Source organism: Mycobacterium marseillense, assembly GCF_010731675.1.
GTDB lineage: Bacteria > Actinomycetota > Actinomycetes > Mycobacteriales > Mycobacteriaceae > Mycobacterium > Mycobacterium marseillense.
The window spans coordinates 2,246,047-2,262,582 of the sequence record NZ_AP022584.1 but is presented as its reverse complement, the minus strand read 5'-3'; the positions used below and the strand labels follow the sequence as shown (position 1 = coordinate 2,262,582).

General features: G+C 68.8%; 14 protein-coding genes and 1 pseudogene. 11 read left to right on the top strand and 4 right to left on the bottom strand.

Annotated elements, in window-relative coordinates:
* The first annotated feature begins 462 nt into the window (after positions 1-462).
* From G6N26_RS10100 to G6N26_RS10085, 4 genes are all read left to right on the top strand, one after another.
* Positions 463-1,146: a transglycosylase SLT domain-containing protein gene (locus G6N26_RS10100; RefSeq protein ID WP_308015788.1), complete on the top strand. Its 684-nt coding sequence runs from the start codon at positions 463-465 to the stop codon at positions 1,144-1,146.
* Positions 1,147-1,372: 226 nt separating this feature from the next.
* Positions 1,373-3,022, top strand: a complete 1,650-nt coding sequence (locus G6N26_RS10095) for a DAK2 domain-containing protein (protein WP_083019784.1) — start codon at positions 1,373-1,375, stop codon at positions 3,020-3,022.
* Positions 3,023-3,024: 2 nt separating this feature from the next.
* Positions 3,025-5,241 (top strand): ATP-dependent DNA helicase RecG, encoded by a 2,217-nt coding sequence (recG, locus tag G6N26_RS10090; protein ID WP_083019786.1) that lies wholly within the window; start codon positions 3,025-3,027, stop codon positions 5,239-5,241.
* Positions 5,238-5,960, top strand: coding sequence for an HNH endonuclease family protein (locus G6N26_RS10085; RefSeq protein ID WP_067168890.1), 723 nt, complete (start codon positions 5,238-5,240; stop codon positions 5,958-5,960). The genes recG and G6N26_RS10085 overlap by 4 nt, the downstream gene beginning before the upstream one ends.
* A 7-nt stretch (positions 5,961-5,967) precedes the next feature.
* On the opposite strand, the gene G6N26_RS10080 is transcribed toward G6N26_RS10085, so the two are convergent.
* The gene (locus tag G6N26_RS10080; protein ID WP_163648904.1) at positions 5,968-6,813 is read right to left on the bottom strand and encodes an aldo/keto reductase; all 846 of its coding nucleotides are present in this window, start codon (positions 6,811-6,813) and stop codon (positions 5,968-5,970) included.
* A 5-nt stretch (positions 6,814-6,818) separates the two neighbouring features.
* Positions 6,819-7,047, bottom strand: a pseudogene (locus G6N26_RS26125) (aldo/keto reductase); the annotation flags it as partial.
* 119 nt (positions 7,048-7,166) lie between these two features.
* Between G6N26_RS26125 and G6N26_RS10075 the strand changes: the two are divergent.
* The 5 genes from G6N26_RS10075 (at position 7,167) to coaD (ending at position 10,848) form a co-directional block, all read left to right on the top strand.
* Positions 7,167-8,285: an alpha/beta hydrolase gene (locus G6N26_RS10075; protein WP_067168886.1), complete on the top strand. Its 1,119-nt coding sequence runs from the start codon at positions 7,167-7,169 to the stop codon at positions 8,283-8,285.
* A 95-nt stretch (positions 8,286-8,380) separates the two neighbouring features.
* On the top strand, positions 8,381-9,148 hold the full coding sequence (locus tag G6N26_RS10070; RefSeq protein ID WP_067168884.1) for a DsbA family protein: 768 nt from the start codon (positions 8,381-8,383) through the stop codon (positions 9,146-9,148).
* Positions 9,145-9,777, top strand: coding sequence for a vitamin K epoxide reductase family protein (locus G6N26_RS10065; protein ID WP_083019788.1), 633 nt, complete (start codon positions 9,145-9,147; stop codon positions 9,775-9,777). The genes G6N26_RS10070 and G6N26_RS10065 overlap by 4 nt, the downstream gene beginning before the upstream one ends.
* Positions 9,778-9,787: 10 nt before the next feature.
* Complete coding sequence (gene rsmD / locus G6N26_RS10060) at positions 9,788-10,342, top strand: 16S rRNA (guanine(966)-N(2))-methyltransferase RsmD (protein WP_232067555.1); 555 nt, start codon at positions 9,788-9,790, stop codon at positions 10,340-10,342.
* 23 nt (positions 10,343-10,365) lie between these two features.
* The gene (gene coaD / locus G6N26_RS10055) at positions 10,366-10,848 is read left to right on the top strand and encodes a pantetheine-phosphate adenylyltransferase (RefSeq protein WP_067168878.1); all 483 of its coding nucleotides are present in this window, start codon (positions 10,366-10,368) and stop codon (positions 10,846-10,848) included.
* 98 nt (positions 10,849-10,946) lie between these two features.
* On the opposite strand, the gene G6N26_RS10050 is transcribed toward coaD, so the two are convergent.
* Entirely contained in the window at positions 10,947-12,191 is a 1,245-nt protein-coding gene (locus tag G6N26_RS10050) for an HNH endonuclease signature motif containing protein (protein WP_232067554.1), read from the bottom strand.
* A gap of 300 nt (positions 12,192-12,491) precedes the next feature.
* Between G6N26_RS10050 and G6N26_RS10045 the strand changes: the two genes are divergently transcribed.
* Complete coding sequence (locus tag G6N26_RS10045) at positions 12,492-14,201, top strand: thiamine pyrophosphate-requiring protein (protein ID WP_083018188.1); 1,710 nt, start codon at positions 12,492-12,494, stop codon at positions 14,199-14,201.
* 6 nt (positions 14,202-14,207) lie between these two features.
* Here the strand turns inward: G6N26_RS10045 and G6N26_RS10040 are convergent, their stop codons facing one another.
* A complete protein-coding gene (locus G6N26_RS10040) occupies positions 14,208-15,374 on the bottom strand; it encodes a permease (protein WP_067168875.1) in 1,167 nt (388 codons plus the stop codon).
* Between the two features lie 421 nt (positions 15,375-15,795).
* Here G6N26_RS10040 and sepIVA point away from each other — a divergent pair, with 421 nt between their 5' ends.
* The gene (gene sepIVA / locus G6N26_RS10035) at positions 15,796-16,533 is read left to right on the top strand and encodes a cell division protein SepIVA (protein WP_067168872.1); all 738 of its coding nucleotides are present in this window, start codon (positions 15,796-15,798) and stop codon (positions 16,531-16,533) included.
* Positions 16,534-16,536 lie beyond the last annotated feature (3 nt).

Here is a 16,536-nt window from a genome sequence, read left to right as displayed (position 1 = left end):
CTCAAATCTCGGGGGTCCGGCAATCCGGCCGGGACAGCCCAGCTGCACCGGGCCCAATCAGGATACCGACTCCTCCGGCAACCACCAAAACGGTCATCATGGGCTGACCCTGCGGTTACGCGCCGTCGCGCGGCCCGGCTGTGCGCTGGAACCCTCCTGCGCGGTCTACATGCAGTCGATCACATTACCGGCTTGCGTCGCGGTTGCCGGGACGTCCGGCCGCTAGGATGGCAGCGCCGCCGATGGCCGGTGCGGTCGCTGCCTACCTCAGGTGTGACGGCGCGCTGATTCGGCTGAAGTCTTCTTCCCGGCGGTACCGGCCCGCGCGGAGCTGCGGATGAGGCTGGGAAGCAAATATCGGCAGGCTTGAGGGGAGTGCGCGGGGTGGTTGCGCGCGCCGAAAACGCTGCCGGTCTAGCCCGCGTCGAAAACCGGCGGGGCTCACCGGTGGGCGTAGGACGGTTGGTCTTGAGGTTGCGCCGGGTGGCGGCGGCCTATCTGGTGGTGGCGGCGCTGGGCAGCGTCGCCATAGGGAGTACGTCGGTCAACTGCCCGACCGCTGTGGGCGGGCAGTACGACATCGGGCAGGGCGGCCCGGGCCCGAGAGCCTCGGGGGCCGGTCAAGTCGGTGCGACGTGGTGGTGGCAGCCCGGTGCGCCCCGTCCCGTGGTGCAAGAGGCGGCCGCCGTGCGCGGCGGTATCCAGCTGCGGCAGGTCGCTTTCGACGGTCGGGAAGTGTGGCCGGACGGACCCGAGGCGATCCGCGGCTATCTCGAGGAGGCACTGACCCGGATCGGCGTCACCGAGGCATCGGCCCGTGGTCGCTGGATCGAGGGCATGATGACCATCGCCGACCACGAATCGCAGTTCCATTCGGGTGCGATCAACCTGTCAGACAGCAATGCCTACGGGCCTTCTCAGCTCGACGGTGGCCCGCTGCACGCGACGCGCGGCCCGTGGCAGGTAATGCCGGATACCTTCGCGGCCTTCCACCAGCCCGGGACGTCGAACTCGGCGTGGGATCCGGTGGCGGCCGCGTGCGCGTCGATGAACTATCAGATGAGCCGCTACGGCGTCAGCCGCGATGGCAGCAACGAGCGCATGCTGGTGGGGCAGGCCAATCCCGGTATCCGGCAGGGCTATTAAGGCCGCCTACGGTAACTTCTTGGCGGGAAACGTGGCGTCGAGGACGATCTCGACGCCGATGGGTCTGCCGCTGCCGGCCGGCTGCTCGATCTTCCTCAGCGGCGCAGAGCAACCGAGCGCAGCGGCTCCGTCGCCGGGCTACGCTGGCGCCCACCGGGAGACTGGTGCGGAGGAGGTGGGTCAACTGGGCACTGCTGATACGTCGCAGCTACGTCTCCTGGACGCGATGACCCTGCGGGACTGGGCGCACACCGCCGTCAGCGACCTGATCACCCACATCGACGAGATCAATCGGCTCAACGTCTTCCCCGTCGCCGACTCCGATACCGGCGCGAACATGCTGTTCACCATGAGGTCGGCCCTGGCGGAACTGAACGCGCAGGGCGGCTCGGCCTGCGCCGGCCGGGCCGCGGCGGCGCTGTCGGCCGGAGCGCTCAACGGCGCCCGCGGTAACTCCGGCGTGATCCTGTCGCAGATCCTGCGCGGCCTCGCTGACGTCACCGCCACGGCCGCAACCGATGTCGGGGGCGACCTGCCCCACATCGACGTCGGCGTGCTGGGCGACGCGCTGCAGCGCGGCGTGGAACTGGTCATCACCTCGATGGGCGGGCAGGAAGTCCCGGGGACCATCGTCTCGGTGCTGCGGGCGGCCGCCACCGCCGTCGCGCAGTGCGCGCGGGCCGGGGACGGGCTCGCCCCGGCCGTCATCGCCGCCGGGGACGCGGCCGTGGTCGCGCTGGAAAAGACTCCAGAGCAGCTCGACGTGCTCGCCGACGCCGGAGCCGTCGATGCCGGCGGGCGGGGTCTGCTGGTCCTGCTGGACGCGTTGCGGACCACCATCGCGGGGCCGGCGCCTGCCCGGACGGTTTACGAGCTCTCGCCGCGGGCGCAGCGCACCGAAGCCGCCGCGCCGCGCCCGGCGCCGCAATTCGAGGTGATGTACCGGCTGGACGGCTGCGAACCCGCGGCGGCGGACGCGCTGCGGGATCGGTTGGCGGACCTGGGCGATTCGGTGGGCATCGCCTCCGCGCCGTCGTCGGCCCGGCGCACCTATTCCGTGCACGTGCATACCGACGACGCCGGCGCCGCCGTCGAGGCGGGACTGGCGGCCGGACAACTGAGCCGCATCGTCATCTCGGCCCTGAGCTCCGGCACCTCCGGGTTGCCGCCGGGCGGCTGGACGCGGGAGCGGGCCGTGCTGGCCGTCGTGGACGGCGACGGCGCGGCCGAGCTGTTCGCCGGGGAGGGCGCCAGCGTGCTGCGACGCGACCCCGCGGCGCACGACCCCGCGACCAACATCAGCGCGCACCAGCTGATGCGGGCCGTCGTCGACACTGGCGCGGCGCAGGTGATGGTGTTGCCGAACGGCTATGTGGCGGCCGAGGAGTTGGTCGCCGGATGCACGGCGGCCATCGGTTGGGGGATTGACGTGGTGCCGATCCCGACGGGGTCGATGGTGCAGGGGCTGGCCGCGCTGGCCGTGCACGAAACCGGTAGGCAGGCCGTCGACGACGGCTACACCATGGCGCGGGCGGCCGGCGCGGCACGGCACGGATCGGTGCGCATCGCGACCGAGAGCGCGTTGACGTGGGCGGGCCGCTGCCATCCCGGCGACGGCCTGGGCATCGCGGGCGACGAGGTGCTGATCGTGGCCGCCGACGCGGTCGGGGCGGCGATCGGCCTGCTCGATCTGCTGCTGGCCTCCGGCGGGGACCTGGTGACCGTGCTGCTGGGCACCGGCATCGAGACCGACGGGGACGCCGGCGCCGTCGGGGACATCCTGGAAGAGCACATGCACGACCACCACCCGGGGACCGAACTGGTCACCTACCGCACCGGACACCACGGTGACGCGCTGCTGATCGGGGTCGAATAGCGATGGTGTCGCTGTCCGACCGGCTGGACTTCATCACTGGTGGGAAGGTCGCGGAACTCCTGGACGAGGTGTTCGGGATCCGGACCGTCAACGACCTGCTGCGCCACTACCCGCGCAGCTACACCGAGGGCGCCAGCCGCTGGGACGCCGACGACGAGCGGCCGCCGGCCGGTGAGCACATCACCATCGTCGACACGATCGCCGACACCGAGACGTTTCCGATGAAAAAGACCCCGAAAAAGGTCTGCCATCGCATCACGCTCGGCTCCGGCCGCAACAAGGTGACCGCCACGTTCTTCAACGCGAACTACATCAAAAAGGACCTGACCAAGGGCACCAAGGTGATGCTCTCCGGCGAGGTCGGGTTCTTCAGGAACGTCATGCAGCTCACCCATCCCGCGTTCCTCCTCCTCGACACGCCGGACGGGCGCAACCGCGGCACCGTGTCCCTCAAGAGCATCGCCAACGCCTCGCACGCCACCGGCGAAGACATCGCGGACGCATACCAGCGCCACTTCTTCCCGATCTATGCCGCCAGCGCCAAGCTGCAGAGCTGGAACATCTTCGCCTCCGTGCGCCAAGTCCTGGACGTCCTCGACCCGGTGCCCGATCCGCTGCCCGAGGACCTGCGCGCGAAATTCGGCCTGATCTCCGAAGATCAGGCGTTGCGCGACATCCACCTCGCCGAAACCGAAGCCCCCCGCCAGCGGGCGCGCGAGCGGCTGACCTTCGACGAGGCCGTCGGGTTGCAGTGGGCGCTGGTGGCCCGCCGGCACGGTGAGCTTTCGGCATCGGGACCCCCGGCGCCGTCGCGTATGGACGGTTTGGCCGCAGACCTGTTGGGGCGGTTGCCCTTCGAGCTGACCGCGGGCCAGCGTGACGTCCTCGGCGTGCTGTCCGAGGGGCTGGCGTCCAGCCGCCCGCTGAATCGCCTGCTGCAGGGGGAGGTGGGCTCGGGCAAGACGATCGTCTCGGTGCTGGCGATGCTGCAGATGGTGGACGCCGGTTATCAGTGCGCGCTGCTGGCCCCGACGGAAGTGCTTGCCGCACAACATCTTCGCTCGATCCTCGACGTGCTCGGCCCGCTGGCGATGGCGGGCCAGCTGGGTGGCGCCGACCATGCCACCCGGATCGCGCTGCTCAGCGGTTCCATGACCGCCGCGCAAAAGAAGCAGATCCGGGCCGAGATCGCCGGCGGTGAGGCGGGCATCGTCGTCGGCACCCACGCGCTACTGCAGGACGCGGTGGAGTTCGACAACCTGGGCATGGTGGTCGTCGACGAGCAACATCGTTTCGGTGTCGAGCAGCGAGATCGGTTACGGGCCAAGGCCCGTCCGGGTGTGACCCCGCACCTGCTGGTGATGACGGCGACGCCGATTCCCCGCACCGTCGCGCTCACCGTCTACGGGGACCTGGAAACGTCGACGCTGCGCGAACTTCCGCGCGGTCGCCAGCCGATCACCAGCAATGTGATCTTCGTCAAGGACAAGCCGACGTGGCTCGGCCGCGCCTGGCAGCGCATCAGCGAAGAGGTGGCCGCCGGCCGGCAGGCCTACGTGGTGGCTCCCCGCATCGACGAGGACGACGAGGCGGGCACCCAGGAACAGAACGCCAAGGCGCCCGAGACCGCCGAAGGCCTTTACGCCCGACTGCGTTCCGGCGAGCTGGCGCACCTGCGGCTGGGGCTGATGCACGGGCGGCTGTCCGGCGACGAGAAGGACGCGGTGATGGCCGCCTTCCGCGCCGGCGAGGTCGACGTGCTGGTGTGCACCACCGTCATCGAGGTCGGCGTCGACGTCCCCAACGCCACCGTGATGCTGGTGATGGACGCCGACCGGTTCGGGATCAGCCAGCTGCATCAGCTGCGCGGCCGCATCGGCCGGGGACAGCACCCGAGCCTGTGCCTGTTCGCCAGCTGGTCCGCGCCGGACTCGCCCGCCGGCCGGCGGCTGAGCGCGGTGGCTGGGACGCTGGACGGCTTCGCCCTCGCCGACCTCGACCTCAAGGAGCGCCGCGAAGGAGATGTCTTGGGTCGCAACCAGTCCGGCCGGGCAATCACGCTGCGACTGCTGTCCCTGGCGGACCACCTGGAGTACATCGAGGCTGCGCGGGACTTCTGCATCCGGACCTATTCCGAGGATCCTTCCGATCCCGGATTGGCCGTGCTGGCCGCGCGATTCACCGACACCGACCGCATCGAATACCTGGACAAGAGTTGAACCGCAAGGTGCTGTTGTGGCTGGCCGCCGCGGCGGCGCTGGCGGTGGTGGTCGCCTATCAGACCGTCGGGTCCTCGGCCACCAGGCACTCCGCCGAATACGCGGCGCGCGCCGATGTTCCGACGGTGCTGCCCGGCGCCGACGTGCTCGCGGGCATCGCCGTCGTGCCGCTGCGGCTGCACCGCTACGACTACCTGCGGGCGGCGTTCGGCGACGCCTGGGATGACGACAACGATGCCCCGTTGGGGCACAACGGATGCGACACCCGCGACGACATCCTCGACCGCGATCTCGTCGACAAGACCTATGTGTCGATCAAGCGCTGCCCCGACGCCGTGGCCACCGGCACGCTGCACGACCCGTACACCAACAAGACGATCGCCTTTCGGCGCGGCCCCAAGGTCGGCGAATCGGTGCAGATCGACCACATCGTCCCGCTCGCGTACGCCTGGGACATGGGCGCATACGCGTGGCCGGCGCCCGAGCGGCGGCGCTTCGCCAACGACCCCGCCAACCTGCTCGCCGTCGACGGGCCGGCCAATCAGGACAAGGGCGATTCACCCCCGGGGCAGTGGATGCCGCCCAACGCGGCGTTCGCCTGCCAGTACGCCATGCAATTCATCGCCGTGCTGCGCGGTTATTCGCTGCCGGTGGATGCGGCGTCGACCGGTGCCCTGCGTCAGGGGGCCGCGACCTGCCCAGCGGGGGAAGCCCCGTGACGGGCCGCTACGAGCCCTCGTAGGTCTCCGGGTCCGGGCGCAGCCGGGTGCCGTCGTTGAGCCCGTTGATCGCATCCATGTGCTCGGCGGCCAACTCGAAATCGAACACGTCCATGTTGGTCGCGATGTGCTCGTCCTTGGCCGAACGGAAGACGACCGCGTTGCCCAACTGCAGGTTCCACCGCAGCAGCACCTGCGAGGCGGTCTTGCCGTACTCGCCGGCGACCGAGGTCACCGTCGGGTTGTCCATCAACTTGCCCAGCGCCAGCGGTGTGTAGGACTGGGTGAGGACGTTGTGCTCGGCGTTGGTCTTGCGCAGTGCCTCCTGGTTGAGCAGCGGGTGCAGCTCGATCTGGTTGACCGCGGGGGTGACGAACGTGAGGTCGATGACCGTCGTCAGGTGCTCGTCGGTGAAGTTGGAGACACCGATCGAGCGGGCCTGCCCGTCCCCGCGGGTCTGGATCAATCCGCCGAAGGAGTTCACGTAATTGCCGAGCGACGGGGCCGGCCAGTGAATCAGGTACAGGTCGACGTAGTCCAGCCCCAGCCGTTCCAGGCTGGCGCTGCAGGCGTCCATCGCGCCCTTGAAACCCTGATCGGGCGTCGCCAGCTTGGTGGTCACGAACAGCTCGGCGCGCGGAATCCCGGAGGCGGCGATGGCGCGCCCGACGGCGGCCTCATTGCCGTAGACCGCGGCGGTGTCGATGAGCCGGCACCCGATCTCCAGTGCCGCCGACACCGCGCGTTCGGTCTCGTCATCCGACAATTCCGCGACGCCCAGGCCCAGGGCCGGCATCGTGTTTTCGTCGTTGAGAGCAATTGAGGGTGCGGCGGAGCCCGACTCGCCAGTCAATTCATTCACCTGCCTGTGAAATTAAAGGTTCGAGAGTGTGCACCGAGCCGGGTTCCGCCATCGGGCGAGGAGATCAACGGCGTTGGCGCCGAGTTCGAGGCGCTGCGTTCGAAATCGAACACGTCGAAGCTGCTCGCAATCCGTGAAGGCTTCACCGGCTTGGGGATCACGATATTACCGAGGGAGCAAATGCAACCTAATCAACACCTGGGCAGGTGTCCATCCGCGCCCCTCGGTACCGGGTATGCCACCACGTACAGTTGGTCGCGCGGCACGCCGGAATTGGCGGCTGCGAGGGTGAAATCACTTTCGTCGTCACGCGGTGCCACGTCATTTGAAAAAGGGGGTTGTCCATGACCAAGCCTCTGTCTGCCGCGCCGGGCGTGCACACCGCAGCGCAACGCGCATCGGTGCCCCTGGCCAGTCGCATCCAGGGCGCCGTCACCGGCGTCGGGGTCAAGGTCATCCCGTGGATCCCGACCGCGGTGCGCCGCGGACTCGTCCGCGGCCGATCGGTCATCATCGACGGCAACACCCTCGATCCGACCTTGCAGCTGATGTTGTCGGGCCTGCGTGCCGTCGGCATCGACGGGCTGGTCGTCGGCGACGACCCGGAGGTGTCCCGGGCCCAGATGCACGAGTCGACCGTGGGGTTCCCCGGTCCGCAGATCCACGTCGAGGTCACCGAGTTGTCGCTGCCCGGCCCGGCCGGCGAGATCGGGGCCCGGCATTACCGCCCGGCCGATGGTGCGGCGGCCCCCCTGCTGGTCTTCTACCACGGCGGCGGTTGGTCGATCGGTGACCTGGACACCCACGACACGCTGTGCCGGCTGACCTGCCGTGACGCCGGTGTCCACGTGTTATCGATCGACTACCGGCTGGCTCCCGAGCACCCGGCGCCCGCCGCGATCGAGGACGCGTACGCGGCGTTCACATGGGCGTACCAGCACGCCGGCGAGCTGGGCGCTACCCCCGGTCGGGTCGCGGTCGGCGGCGACAGCGCCGGGGGCAACCTCGCCGCCGTCGTCAGCCAACTGGCGCGCGACGAGGGCGGCCCCGCACCGGTGTTGCAGTGGCTGATCTATCCGCGGACCGACTTCACCGCGCAGAACCGGTCGCTGAGCCTCTTCTCGCGCGGCTTCCTGCTGACCAAGCGGGACATCGACTGGTTCGAATCGCAGTACCTGCGGCATTCCGAGCTGGACCGGACGGATCCGCGTGTGTCGCCGGCCCTGGCCGAATCGCTGGCCGGACTGGCCCCCGCGCTGATCGCCGTCGCCGGATTCGACCCGCTGCGCGACGAGGGCGAGAGCTACGCCGAGGCGCTGCGGGCCGCCGGGACGCCGGTCGACCTGCGTTACCTGGGCTCGCTGACCCATGGCTTCGCCAATCTGTTCCAGCTGGGCGGCGACAGCATGGTCGCGACCACCGAGTTGATCTCGGCCCTGCGCGCACACCTGAGCCGGGTCTGAGTCGGTGAGCGGCCGGCGCCGGTAATCTAGAGGCGCCTTGTCCGATCGCTTTGTCGGCAGACCGACAACTCGAGTACCGAAAGATCAGGGAACCTGTGGCCGACAAACCCAAACGCCCCCCACGATTCGACATGAAGTCGGCCTCCGGCGGTAAGTCCGGTCGGCTCGTCCAGATCGGTGGCACCGCGTTCGTCGTGATCTTCGCGGTCGTCCTCGTCTTCTACATCGTGACGTCGAACCACAAGAAGCCCGCCGCCACCGGCGCGGGCGACACCGTGCGGGTGACGTCGAGCAAGCTGGTCACCCAGCCGGGCAGCACCAACCCCAAGGCCGTGGTGACGTTGTACGAGGACTTCCTGTGCCCGGCCTGCGGTAACTTCGAACGCACCTTCGGGCCGACGGTGTCGCGGCTCATCGACGTCGGGGCCATCGCGGCCGATTACTCCATGGTGTCGATCCTGGACAGCTCGCGAAACCACAACTATTCGTCGCGGGCGGCCAACGCGGCCCGCTGCGTCGCCGACGAATCCCTCGACGCGTTCCGCCGTTTCCATACCGCGCTGTTCACCACAGACATCCAGCCCAGCGAAACCGGCAAGAGCTTCCCGGACAACGCGCGGTTGATCGAACTCGCCCGTGAGGCCGGCGTCGTGGGCAAGGTGCCCGACTGCATCAACAGCGGCAAGTACCTCGACAAGGTCACCGGCGAAGCGGCGGCCGCACAGATCAAAGCCACGCCGACGATCAAGATCAACGGCGAGGACTACGACCCGTCGACGCCCGACGCGCTGGTGAGCAAGATCAAAGAGATCGTCGGCAACATCCCGGGCATCGACGGCGCGGTCGCGCCGGCCGCCATGTGACCGGCGCGGTGTCGACCGGATCGGCCGATCCCGGCGGGCATCTGGCCTCGGCCCGGGTGCCGGCGCTCAGCGCCTGGTGGCTGCTGATCGGCGGGGTGATCGGCCTGGTCTCGTCGATGACGCTGACCGTCGAGAAGATCGACATCCTGCTCGACCCGTCGTACGTGCCGTCGTGCAACATCAACCCGATCCTGTCGTGCGGCTCGGTGATGGTCACGCCGCAGGCGTCGCTGCTGGGGTTCCCCAATCCGTTGCTCGGCCTGATGGCCTTCACCGTGGTGATCGTCACCGGGCTGCTCGCGTTGACGAAAGTTGATTTGCCCCAATGGTATTGGCTGGGATTGACGGCCGGGGTGCTGGCCGGGGTGGTGTTCGTGCACTGGCTGATCTTCGAGAGCCTGTATCGCATCGGCGCGTTGTGCCCGTACTGCATGGTGGTGTGGGCGGTCACCATGTCGCTGCTGGTGGTGGTCGCCTCGATCGCGTCTCGCCCGGCGCTGCAGGCCCGGCAATCCGGCCCGGCGTGGCTGGTCTACCAATGGCGATGGTCGCTCGCCGCGCTGTGGTTCACCGCGGTGTTTCTGCTGTGCATGGTGCGGTTCTGGGACTATTGGTCGACCCTGCTGTAGGTATCTGGACGTGACCCGGATCATCGGCGGCGTGGCCGGGGGCCGGCGCATCGCGGTCCCGCCGCGAGGCACCCGGCCCACCACCGACCGGGTCCGCGAGTCGCTGTTCAACATCTTGACCGCGCGCCGCGAGCTGAGCGGCCTTGCGGTGCTGGACCTCTACGCGGGTTCGGGCGCCCTGGGATTGGAGGCGCTCTCCCGGGGGGCGGCCACTGCGCTGTTCGTGGAGTCCGACCCGCGCACCGCGTCCGTCATCGCGCGCAATATCGACACCCTGGGGCTGCCGGGCGCGACACTGCGCCGGGGCGCGGTGGCGGCCGTGCTGGCCGCCGGGACCGCGTCGCCCGTCGACCTGGTGCTGGCCGACCCGCCCTACGACGTCTCCGCCGCCGAGGTCGAGGCCGTGCTGGCGGCGCTGATGACGCATGGGTGGCTGCGCGAGGGCGCCGTCGCGGTCGTCGAGCGCGCGGCTGGCGGTGCGCCGCTGAGCTGGCCCGCCGGCTGGTCGGTGTGGCCGCAACGTGTTTACGGCGACACCCGTTTGGAGCTCGCCGAGCGCCTGTGAGGGGGCGTGTACCGTCATTCGTCATGAGCGGCGCGGTATGCCCGGGCTCGTTTGACCCGGTGACGTTGGGCCACATCGACGTCTTCGAGCGCGCGTCGGCTCAGTTCGACGAGGTGGTGGTGGCGATCCTGATCAACCCCGCCAAGAAGGGCATGTTCGACCTCGACGAGCGGATCGCGATGATCAACGAATCGACGACGCACCTGCCTAATTTGCGGGTGGAGGCCGGGCAAGGCCTGGTCGTCGACTTCGTCCGCTCACAAGGGATGACCGCCATCGTGAAGGGGCTGCGCACCGGCACCGACTTCGAATACGAGCTGCAGATGGCGCAGATGAACAAGCACGTCGCCGGTGTCGACACGTTTTTCGTCGCGACCGCGCCGCGGTATTCGTTCGTGTCGTCGTCATTGGCCAAGGAGGTCGCGATGCTCGGTGGCGACGTGTCGGAGCTGCTGCCCGAGCCCGTCAACCGTCGCTTGCGCGAAAAGCGTTCTGGTCGCTGCTGAGCGCTGCGATTACCGCGAAATCGTTGGGCAGCAAGGGATTTGGCTAACCTGGGCATGAATTGCTCTATGTCCCGGCGTGTTTGGTATTTCCATCCGACCTAGTTGGTTGGTGGTGGTTGCGGCTGGAAGGGGTCATACCACCACCAGTCGGCGCGTTCGCCGGTCGGCCCGGGACACGGGGGGACGCCGGGCGGGGGACGGTTCGGGGGACGTGCGAGCGTTCCCGCACGCAGCGGTCGGCCGGAGCTGTCGGTGACGCGCAGATCGTCTGCGGGTCCGGCGAGGGTGAGATCGCCGCGGTGGTGTGCCCGGTGGTGAGAGGGGCATACCAACACCAGGTTGGACAGTTCGGTGGGACCGCCGTCCTCCCAGTGTTGGATGTGGTGGGCGTGCAGACCGCGGCTGGCCCCACAACCGGGGACCGCGCAGGTCGGGTGGCGGTGCTCGAGCGCGCGGCGAAGCCGCCGGTTGATCACGCGGGTGGCACGGCCGGCTCCGATGGGCTGCCCGTCGCGTTCGAACCAAACTTCACAGCTGGCATCGCAGGTGAGGTATCGGCGCTGGGCGTCGGTGAGAAGGGGACCCAGATGCAGTGCGGCGGCGCGCTGGGCAACATCGAGGTGCACCACCACGGTGGTGTGCTGCCCGTGGGGGCGGCGGGCCGCCTCGGCGTCCCAGCCGGCCTCGACCAGGCGCATAAACGCCTCGAGCGTGCCCGGCAACGGCGGCATCTGATCACCGGCGCGGGTGCCGTCGTCATTGTCGCGCTTCCACTGGGCGATGAGCGCCTCACGATGCGACGCCAACGCCGCGTCGAACTTCGCCGCATCGAGGCGCCCAAGTTTGATCCGCCACGAGCTGAACTCATCGTCGGAGGTCTTGGTGATTGAGGGCTGCGGTTGCGGCCCGGCATCCGGCTGGGGTCGCGGTTCCAGCCGGACCGCGGTGCACAGCTGGTTAACGGTCGCGACCGCGGCGAGCTCCGCGTAATGCTCATCGGATCCCTCGCCCGCGCGCGCCGCGATGACCCCGACCTGATCCAGCGACAGCCGGCCTTCCCGCATGCCGGCGGCGCAGCGGGGAAACTCGGCCAGCCGGTGCGCCACGGTGGCGATCGTGTGGGCGTTGGCCGATGACAAGCCCAGCTTCCAGGCCACCAGCGCCCGCACCGAGCGCGCGCCGGTGAGACCGCAGAGCCCGTCGCGATCGAGCTCGGCGACGATCTCCACGATGCGCCCGTCGATCGCGTTGCGCTGACCGGCCAATTCCGCCAGCTCCTCGAACAACACCTCAAGGCGTTGGGCAGGGCTCAGCGTCGCGGGAGGCGATGCGATCGACGACACGACGCCATCATGACAGCGGGGTACGACAAGTTTCGGTCCCCGACCCGCGCCGGTGCTCGACAGCCCCGCGAACACCTTCCAGTCAACGCCGAAAGCGTTGGGCGGCAACATTATTGACGAGACCGCGATGGTGGGGAGTAACCGGCCGCTGGGTGGGTACCCGGTGGCTTCCAGCGCGCAACGTAGAGCCCACTCGACCGGAAACGACCAATGACGCCACCGCGGAACGTATCTTGAAGATCTGATCCGAAGTAAAGGGGGGTTCGCGCGGTCGCCGACGTCGATAGGAGAACGGCAGCCATGACGGTAGAGAATCTTTTCGACGTTCCCGAGGCCGCGACCGACCTGATCGCCCTGCTCGCCGACGAGGGAGTCGCGCACTTCTTCATCAACCCCGGTACCGATTCCGCCCCGATCCAGGAAGCGCTGGCGGCGGCGCGCGCGGCCGGCACGCCGAGCCCGCGGGCCGTGCTGTGTGTCCACGAGAGCGTCGCCCTGGCGGCGGCCATCGGCCACCACATGGCCAGCGGTCGACCGCAGGCGGTCATGGTGCATGTCGATGCGGGGACGCTCAACCTGGGCTGTCAGCTGCACAACGCCCAGCGCAACGGGACTCCGGTGGTGGTGTTCGCCGGGCGCACCCCCTACAGTTCGGCGCCGGAGGTCCGCGGCCACCGCGACACCTACATCCATTGGCAGCAGGAGCAACTCGACCAGCCGGGCGTCGTGCGCAACTACGCCAAATGGCACATGGAGGTTCCGCGCGGTCGGGAGCTGGCCCCGATCGTCCGGCGGGCGTTCCAGGTGGCCCAGTCGAGCCCGTCCGGGCCCGCCTACGTCATGCTGCCCCGAGAAGCCTTGATGGAGCCCGGTGGCCGTGCGTTGCCGCGGCGGCTGCCACCGGCCATCCCGCCCGGCCCGGACCCGGGCGCCCTGGGCAAGTTGGCCGGGATCCTGGTCGCCGGGCAGCGGGTCGTGATCGTCACGTCGAGGACCGCGGCCGAACCCGGGGCCGCGGTCGTGCTGGCCCGCATCGCCGAGTTACTCGGTGCGCCGGTGATCGATCAGGGCGACCGCGCCAACTTGCCGCTCGGGCACCCGCTGCAAGTGGTGGGCGACGCAGGCCCGCTGGAAACCGCCGACACCGTGCTGCTGCTGGACTGCGAAGTGCCGTGGGTGCCCGCACAGTTGGCCCCACCCGCGGACGCCCGCGTGGTGCAGATCGACGCGGACCCCGTCAAGGCCGGCATGCCGTTGTGGTCCTATCCGGTCGAGATCGCGCTGACCGCCGACACCCGGGTGACGCTGCTGCTGCTCGAGCAGACCCTGTTGCGGCTGGCCACCGACGAGCTGCGCGAGAAGTGGAGCGCGCGGCGCCACGCCGCCGAATCCGATGTCGCGCAACGCCGCCGGGAGGCGATCCGACGGGCCGCATCCGACCGCCCGGCCGACGCACCCGACGCGATGCTGGCCGCGCTGGGTGGCGCGCTGCCGGAAAACGCCGTGGTCGTCCAGGAGGCGGTGACCAACCGGGCCGCCGTGGCCCGGCAGGTCCAGCGGCCGCCGGGGCAGTTCTTCGACACGGGCGCGCCGGCATTGGGGTGGGCGCTCGGCGGGGCCTTCGGGGTCAAGCTGGCCAGGCCGCAGGCGCCCGTCGTCGCGATCTGCGGTGACGGTTCGTTCAACTTCGGTGTGCCGACCGCCGCGTTGTGGTCGGCGCATCGCCATGGCGCGCCGTTCGTCACGGTGGTCTTGAACAACCACTCGTACCTGGCGTCCAAGCTGCCGGTGATGGAGCTCTACCAGCAAGGAATATCGGTGCGGGAGAACGACTTTCCCGAGACTCGGCTCACGCCGGACACCGACTACGCCGCCCTGGCGCGGGCGTGCGGGGGGAGCGGACGCAGCGTGACCACGCCGGCGGAGATGCGCGAGGCCCTCGGTTGGGCGCTCGCCGAGGCCGACCAAGGCCGGTGCGCGGTGCTCGACGTGCAGTTGCCGCTACCCTGACGCGAATCAGTGCCGATGCCCCGATTCCTGGGCGTCGGGGGAACCGCCCATCATGCGCAGCATCGGCAGCCCCCCGGAGGTGATGAACCGGACGACGAGGATGACCGCGAGCGCGCCGAAGGCGATGTTGAGGAAGGTCGTGTAGTTCCACGAGATCGACGCCTCCAGCACGGTCGCGTTGCGCTGCGCAGGAATGAGATGCGTTGTGCCGAAGATCAATTCGACGAGGTATCCGGCGGCGACCATCGCGGCGTAGAAGGTGCCCAGCAAGGTCAGCATCATCTTGGTGCCGTAGTACTTGCGATAGATGTTCAGGATCGGAAGGATCAACAGGTCGGCGTAGATGAACGCGATGACGCCCCCGAAGCTGATGCCCCCGTTCCACAACACCGCGGCCAGCGGGACGTTGCCGATCGAGCACACGAAGGACACGATCGCCACGACAGGACCCACGAGCGGGCCCCACAGCGCTGACCAGACCGGATGGTCCACCAAAAAGAAGCTCTGCCAGAACTTCTCGGGAACCCACGCCGCGACGGCGCCCGCGATCAGCAGGCCCAGAACAAGGTCGCGCAGGATCGCCAGCCACTCCATCACGAACACGTGCGAGACCGAGGTGAAGCCGGCCGGGGAAAACAGCCGTCGCCAAAACGATCCGTCTCCTTTGATCGACATGTCCATGGCGGCATGGCCTTCCATCGAGCCGGCGATTCCCCGCTCCGCCTGCTCGCGGGCGGCGTCGACGAGTCGCGAACGCACGAACAGCCGGAACAAGACGGCGAGCACCACGATCATCAACGGGCCGCCGACGAATTCGGCGGCCGTGAACTGCCAGCCCATCAGCAGCGCCAGGATGATCCCCAGCTCGACCACCATGTTGGTCGAACCGATCTCGAACGCCATCGCGGCGGTGAAGTCGGCGCCCTTGCGGAATAGGGATCGCGCCAGGGCCACCGCGGCGTACGAGCACGACGACGACGCCGCCCCCAGCCCGGCGGACACCGCCAAGGTGCGCGGGCGGTCGTCGCCCATCAGGGCGACGATTGTCGAGCGCCGCACGACGGCCTGCACCACCGCCGACAGCGCGAAGCCCACGATCAGCGCCCACAGGATTTCCCACGTCATCGAACCCGCCAGCGTCAGGGCGTGCCCGACCGCCGATAGCACCGTCATCGCTGAAACCTCCTGCGTGAGCGTGCGCGAAGTTCCGACCCATCGGACTATACCCATCGGGGGTATATGCGCGCAGGGTTCGCTCCTGGGGCGACCTTTCCGGACTCTAGAATCGCTGGCAAATAGCCGGGTCCGGGCGCATCGACACAAACCCACATGTGGGCAAACGCCTCAGCGGCGGGGGCCGGCGACGAATATGGACAAACCATCTCGCGCGGCCGTCGCCGCCGCGAAAACAGCGTGAACGGGCGCTTTCGTATGAAACTCTGCCGATATGGCCACGCCGGGACCGGCGCGCCAGGGCGTTTAGGACGCCGGGAATGGGCAAATACCCGACACACCGGTGTCGCCACCGCTGTCACAGAGACAACACCAGGCACACTGGTAACAACAGTTTTGCAGACGCCAGGAGGGTACGGCCGTGTATCGAGTGTTTGAAGCGCTGGATGAATTGAGCGCCATCGTCGAAGAAGCCCGCGGCGTCCCGATGACGGCCGGCTGCGTGGTGCCCCGCGGCGACGTGCTGGAGCTGATCGACGACATCAAGGACGCGATTCCGGGCGAGCTGGACGACGCCCAGGACGTGCTGGACGCGCGCGATTCCATGCTGCAGGACGCCAAGACGCATTCCGAGTCCATGGTCGACTCGGCGACCACCGAGTCGGAGTCCATGCTCAACCACGCCCGCGCGGAGGCCGATCGGCTGCTGTCCGACGCCAAAGCGCAGGCCGACCGGATGGTGAGCGAAGCCCGCCAGCACAGCGAACGGATGGTCGGCGAGGCCCGCGAGGAGTCGATGCGCATCGCCACCGCGGCCAAACGCGACTACGAGGCCAGCGTCGGGCGCGCCCAGGCCGAAGCCGACCGGCTGCTCGAAAACGGCAACATCTCCTACGAGAAGGCCGTGCAAGAGGGCATCAAGGAGCAGCAGCGGCTGGTGTCGCAGAACAGCGTGGTCGAGGCGGCCAACGCCGAGGCCACCCGGCTCATCGACTCGGCGCACGCCGAGGCCGACCGGCTGCGGGGCGAATGCGACATCTACGTCGACAACAAGCTCGCCGAGTTCGAGGAATTCCTCAATGGCACGCTGCGGTCGGTGGGGCGCGGCCGCCACCAACTGCGGACGGCGGCCGGGACGCACGACTACGCCGTGCGCTAACGT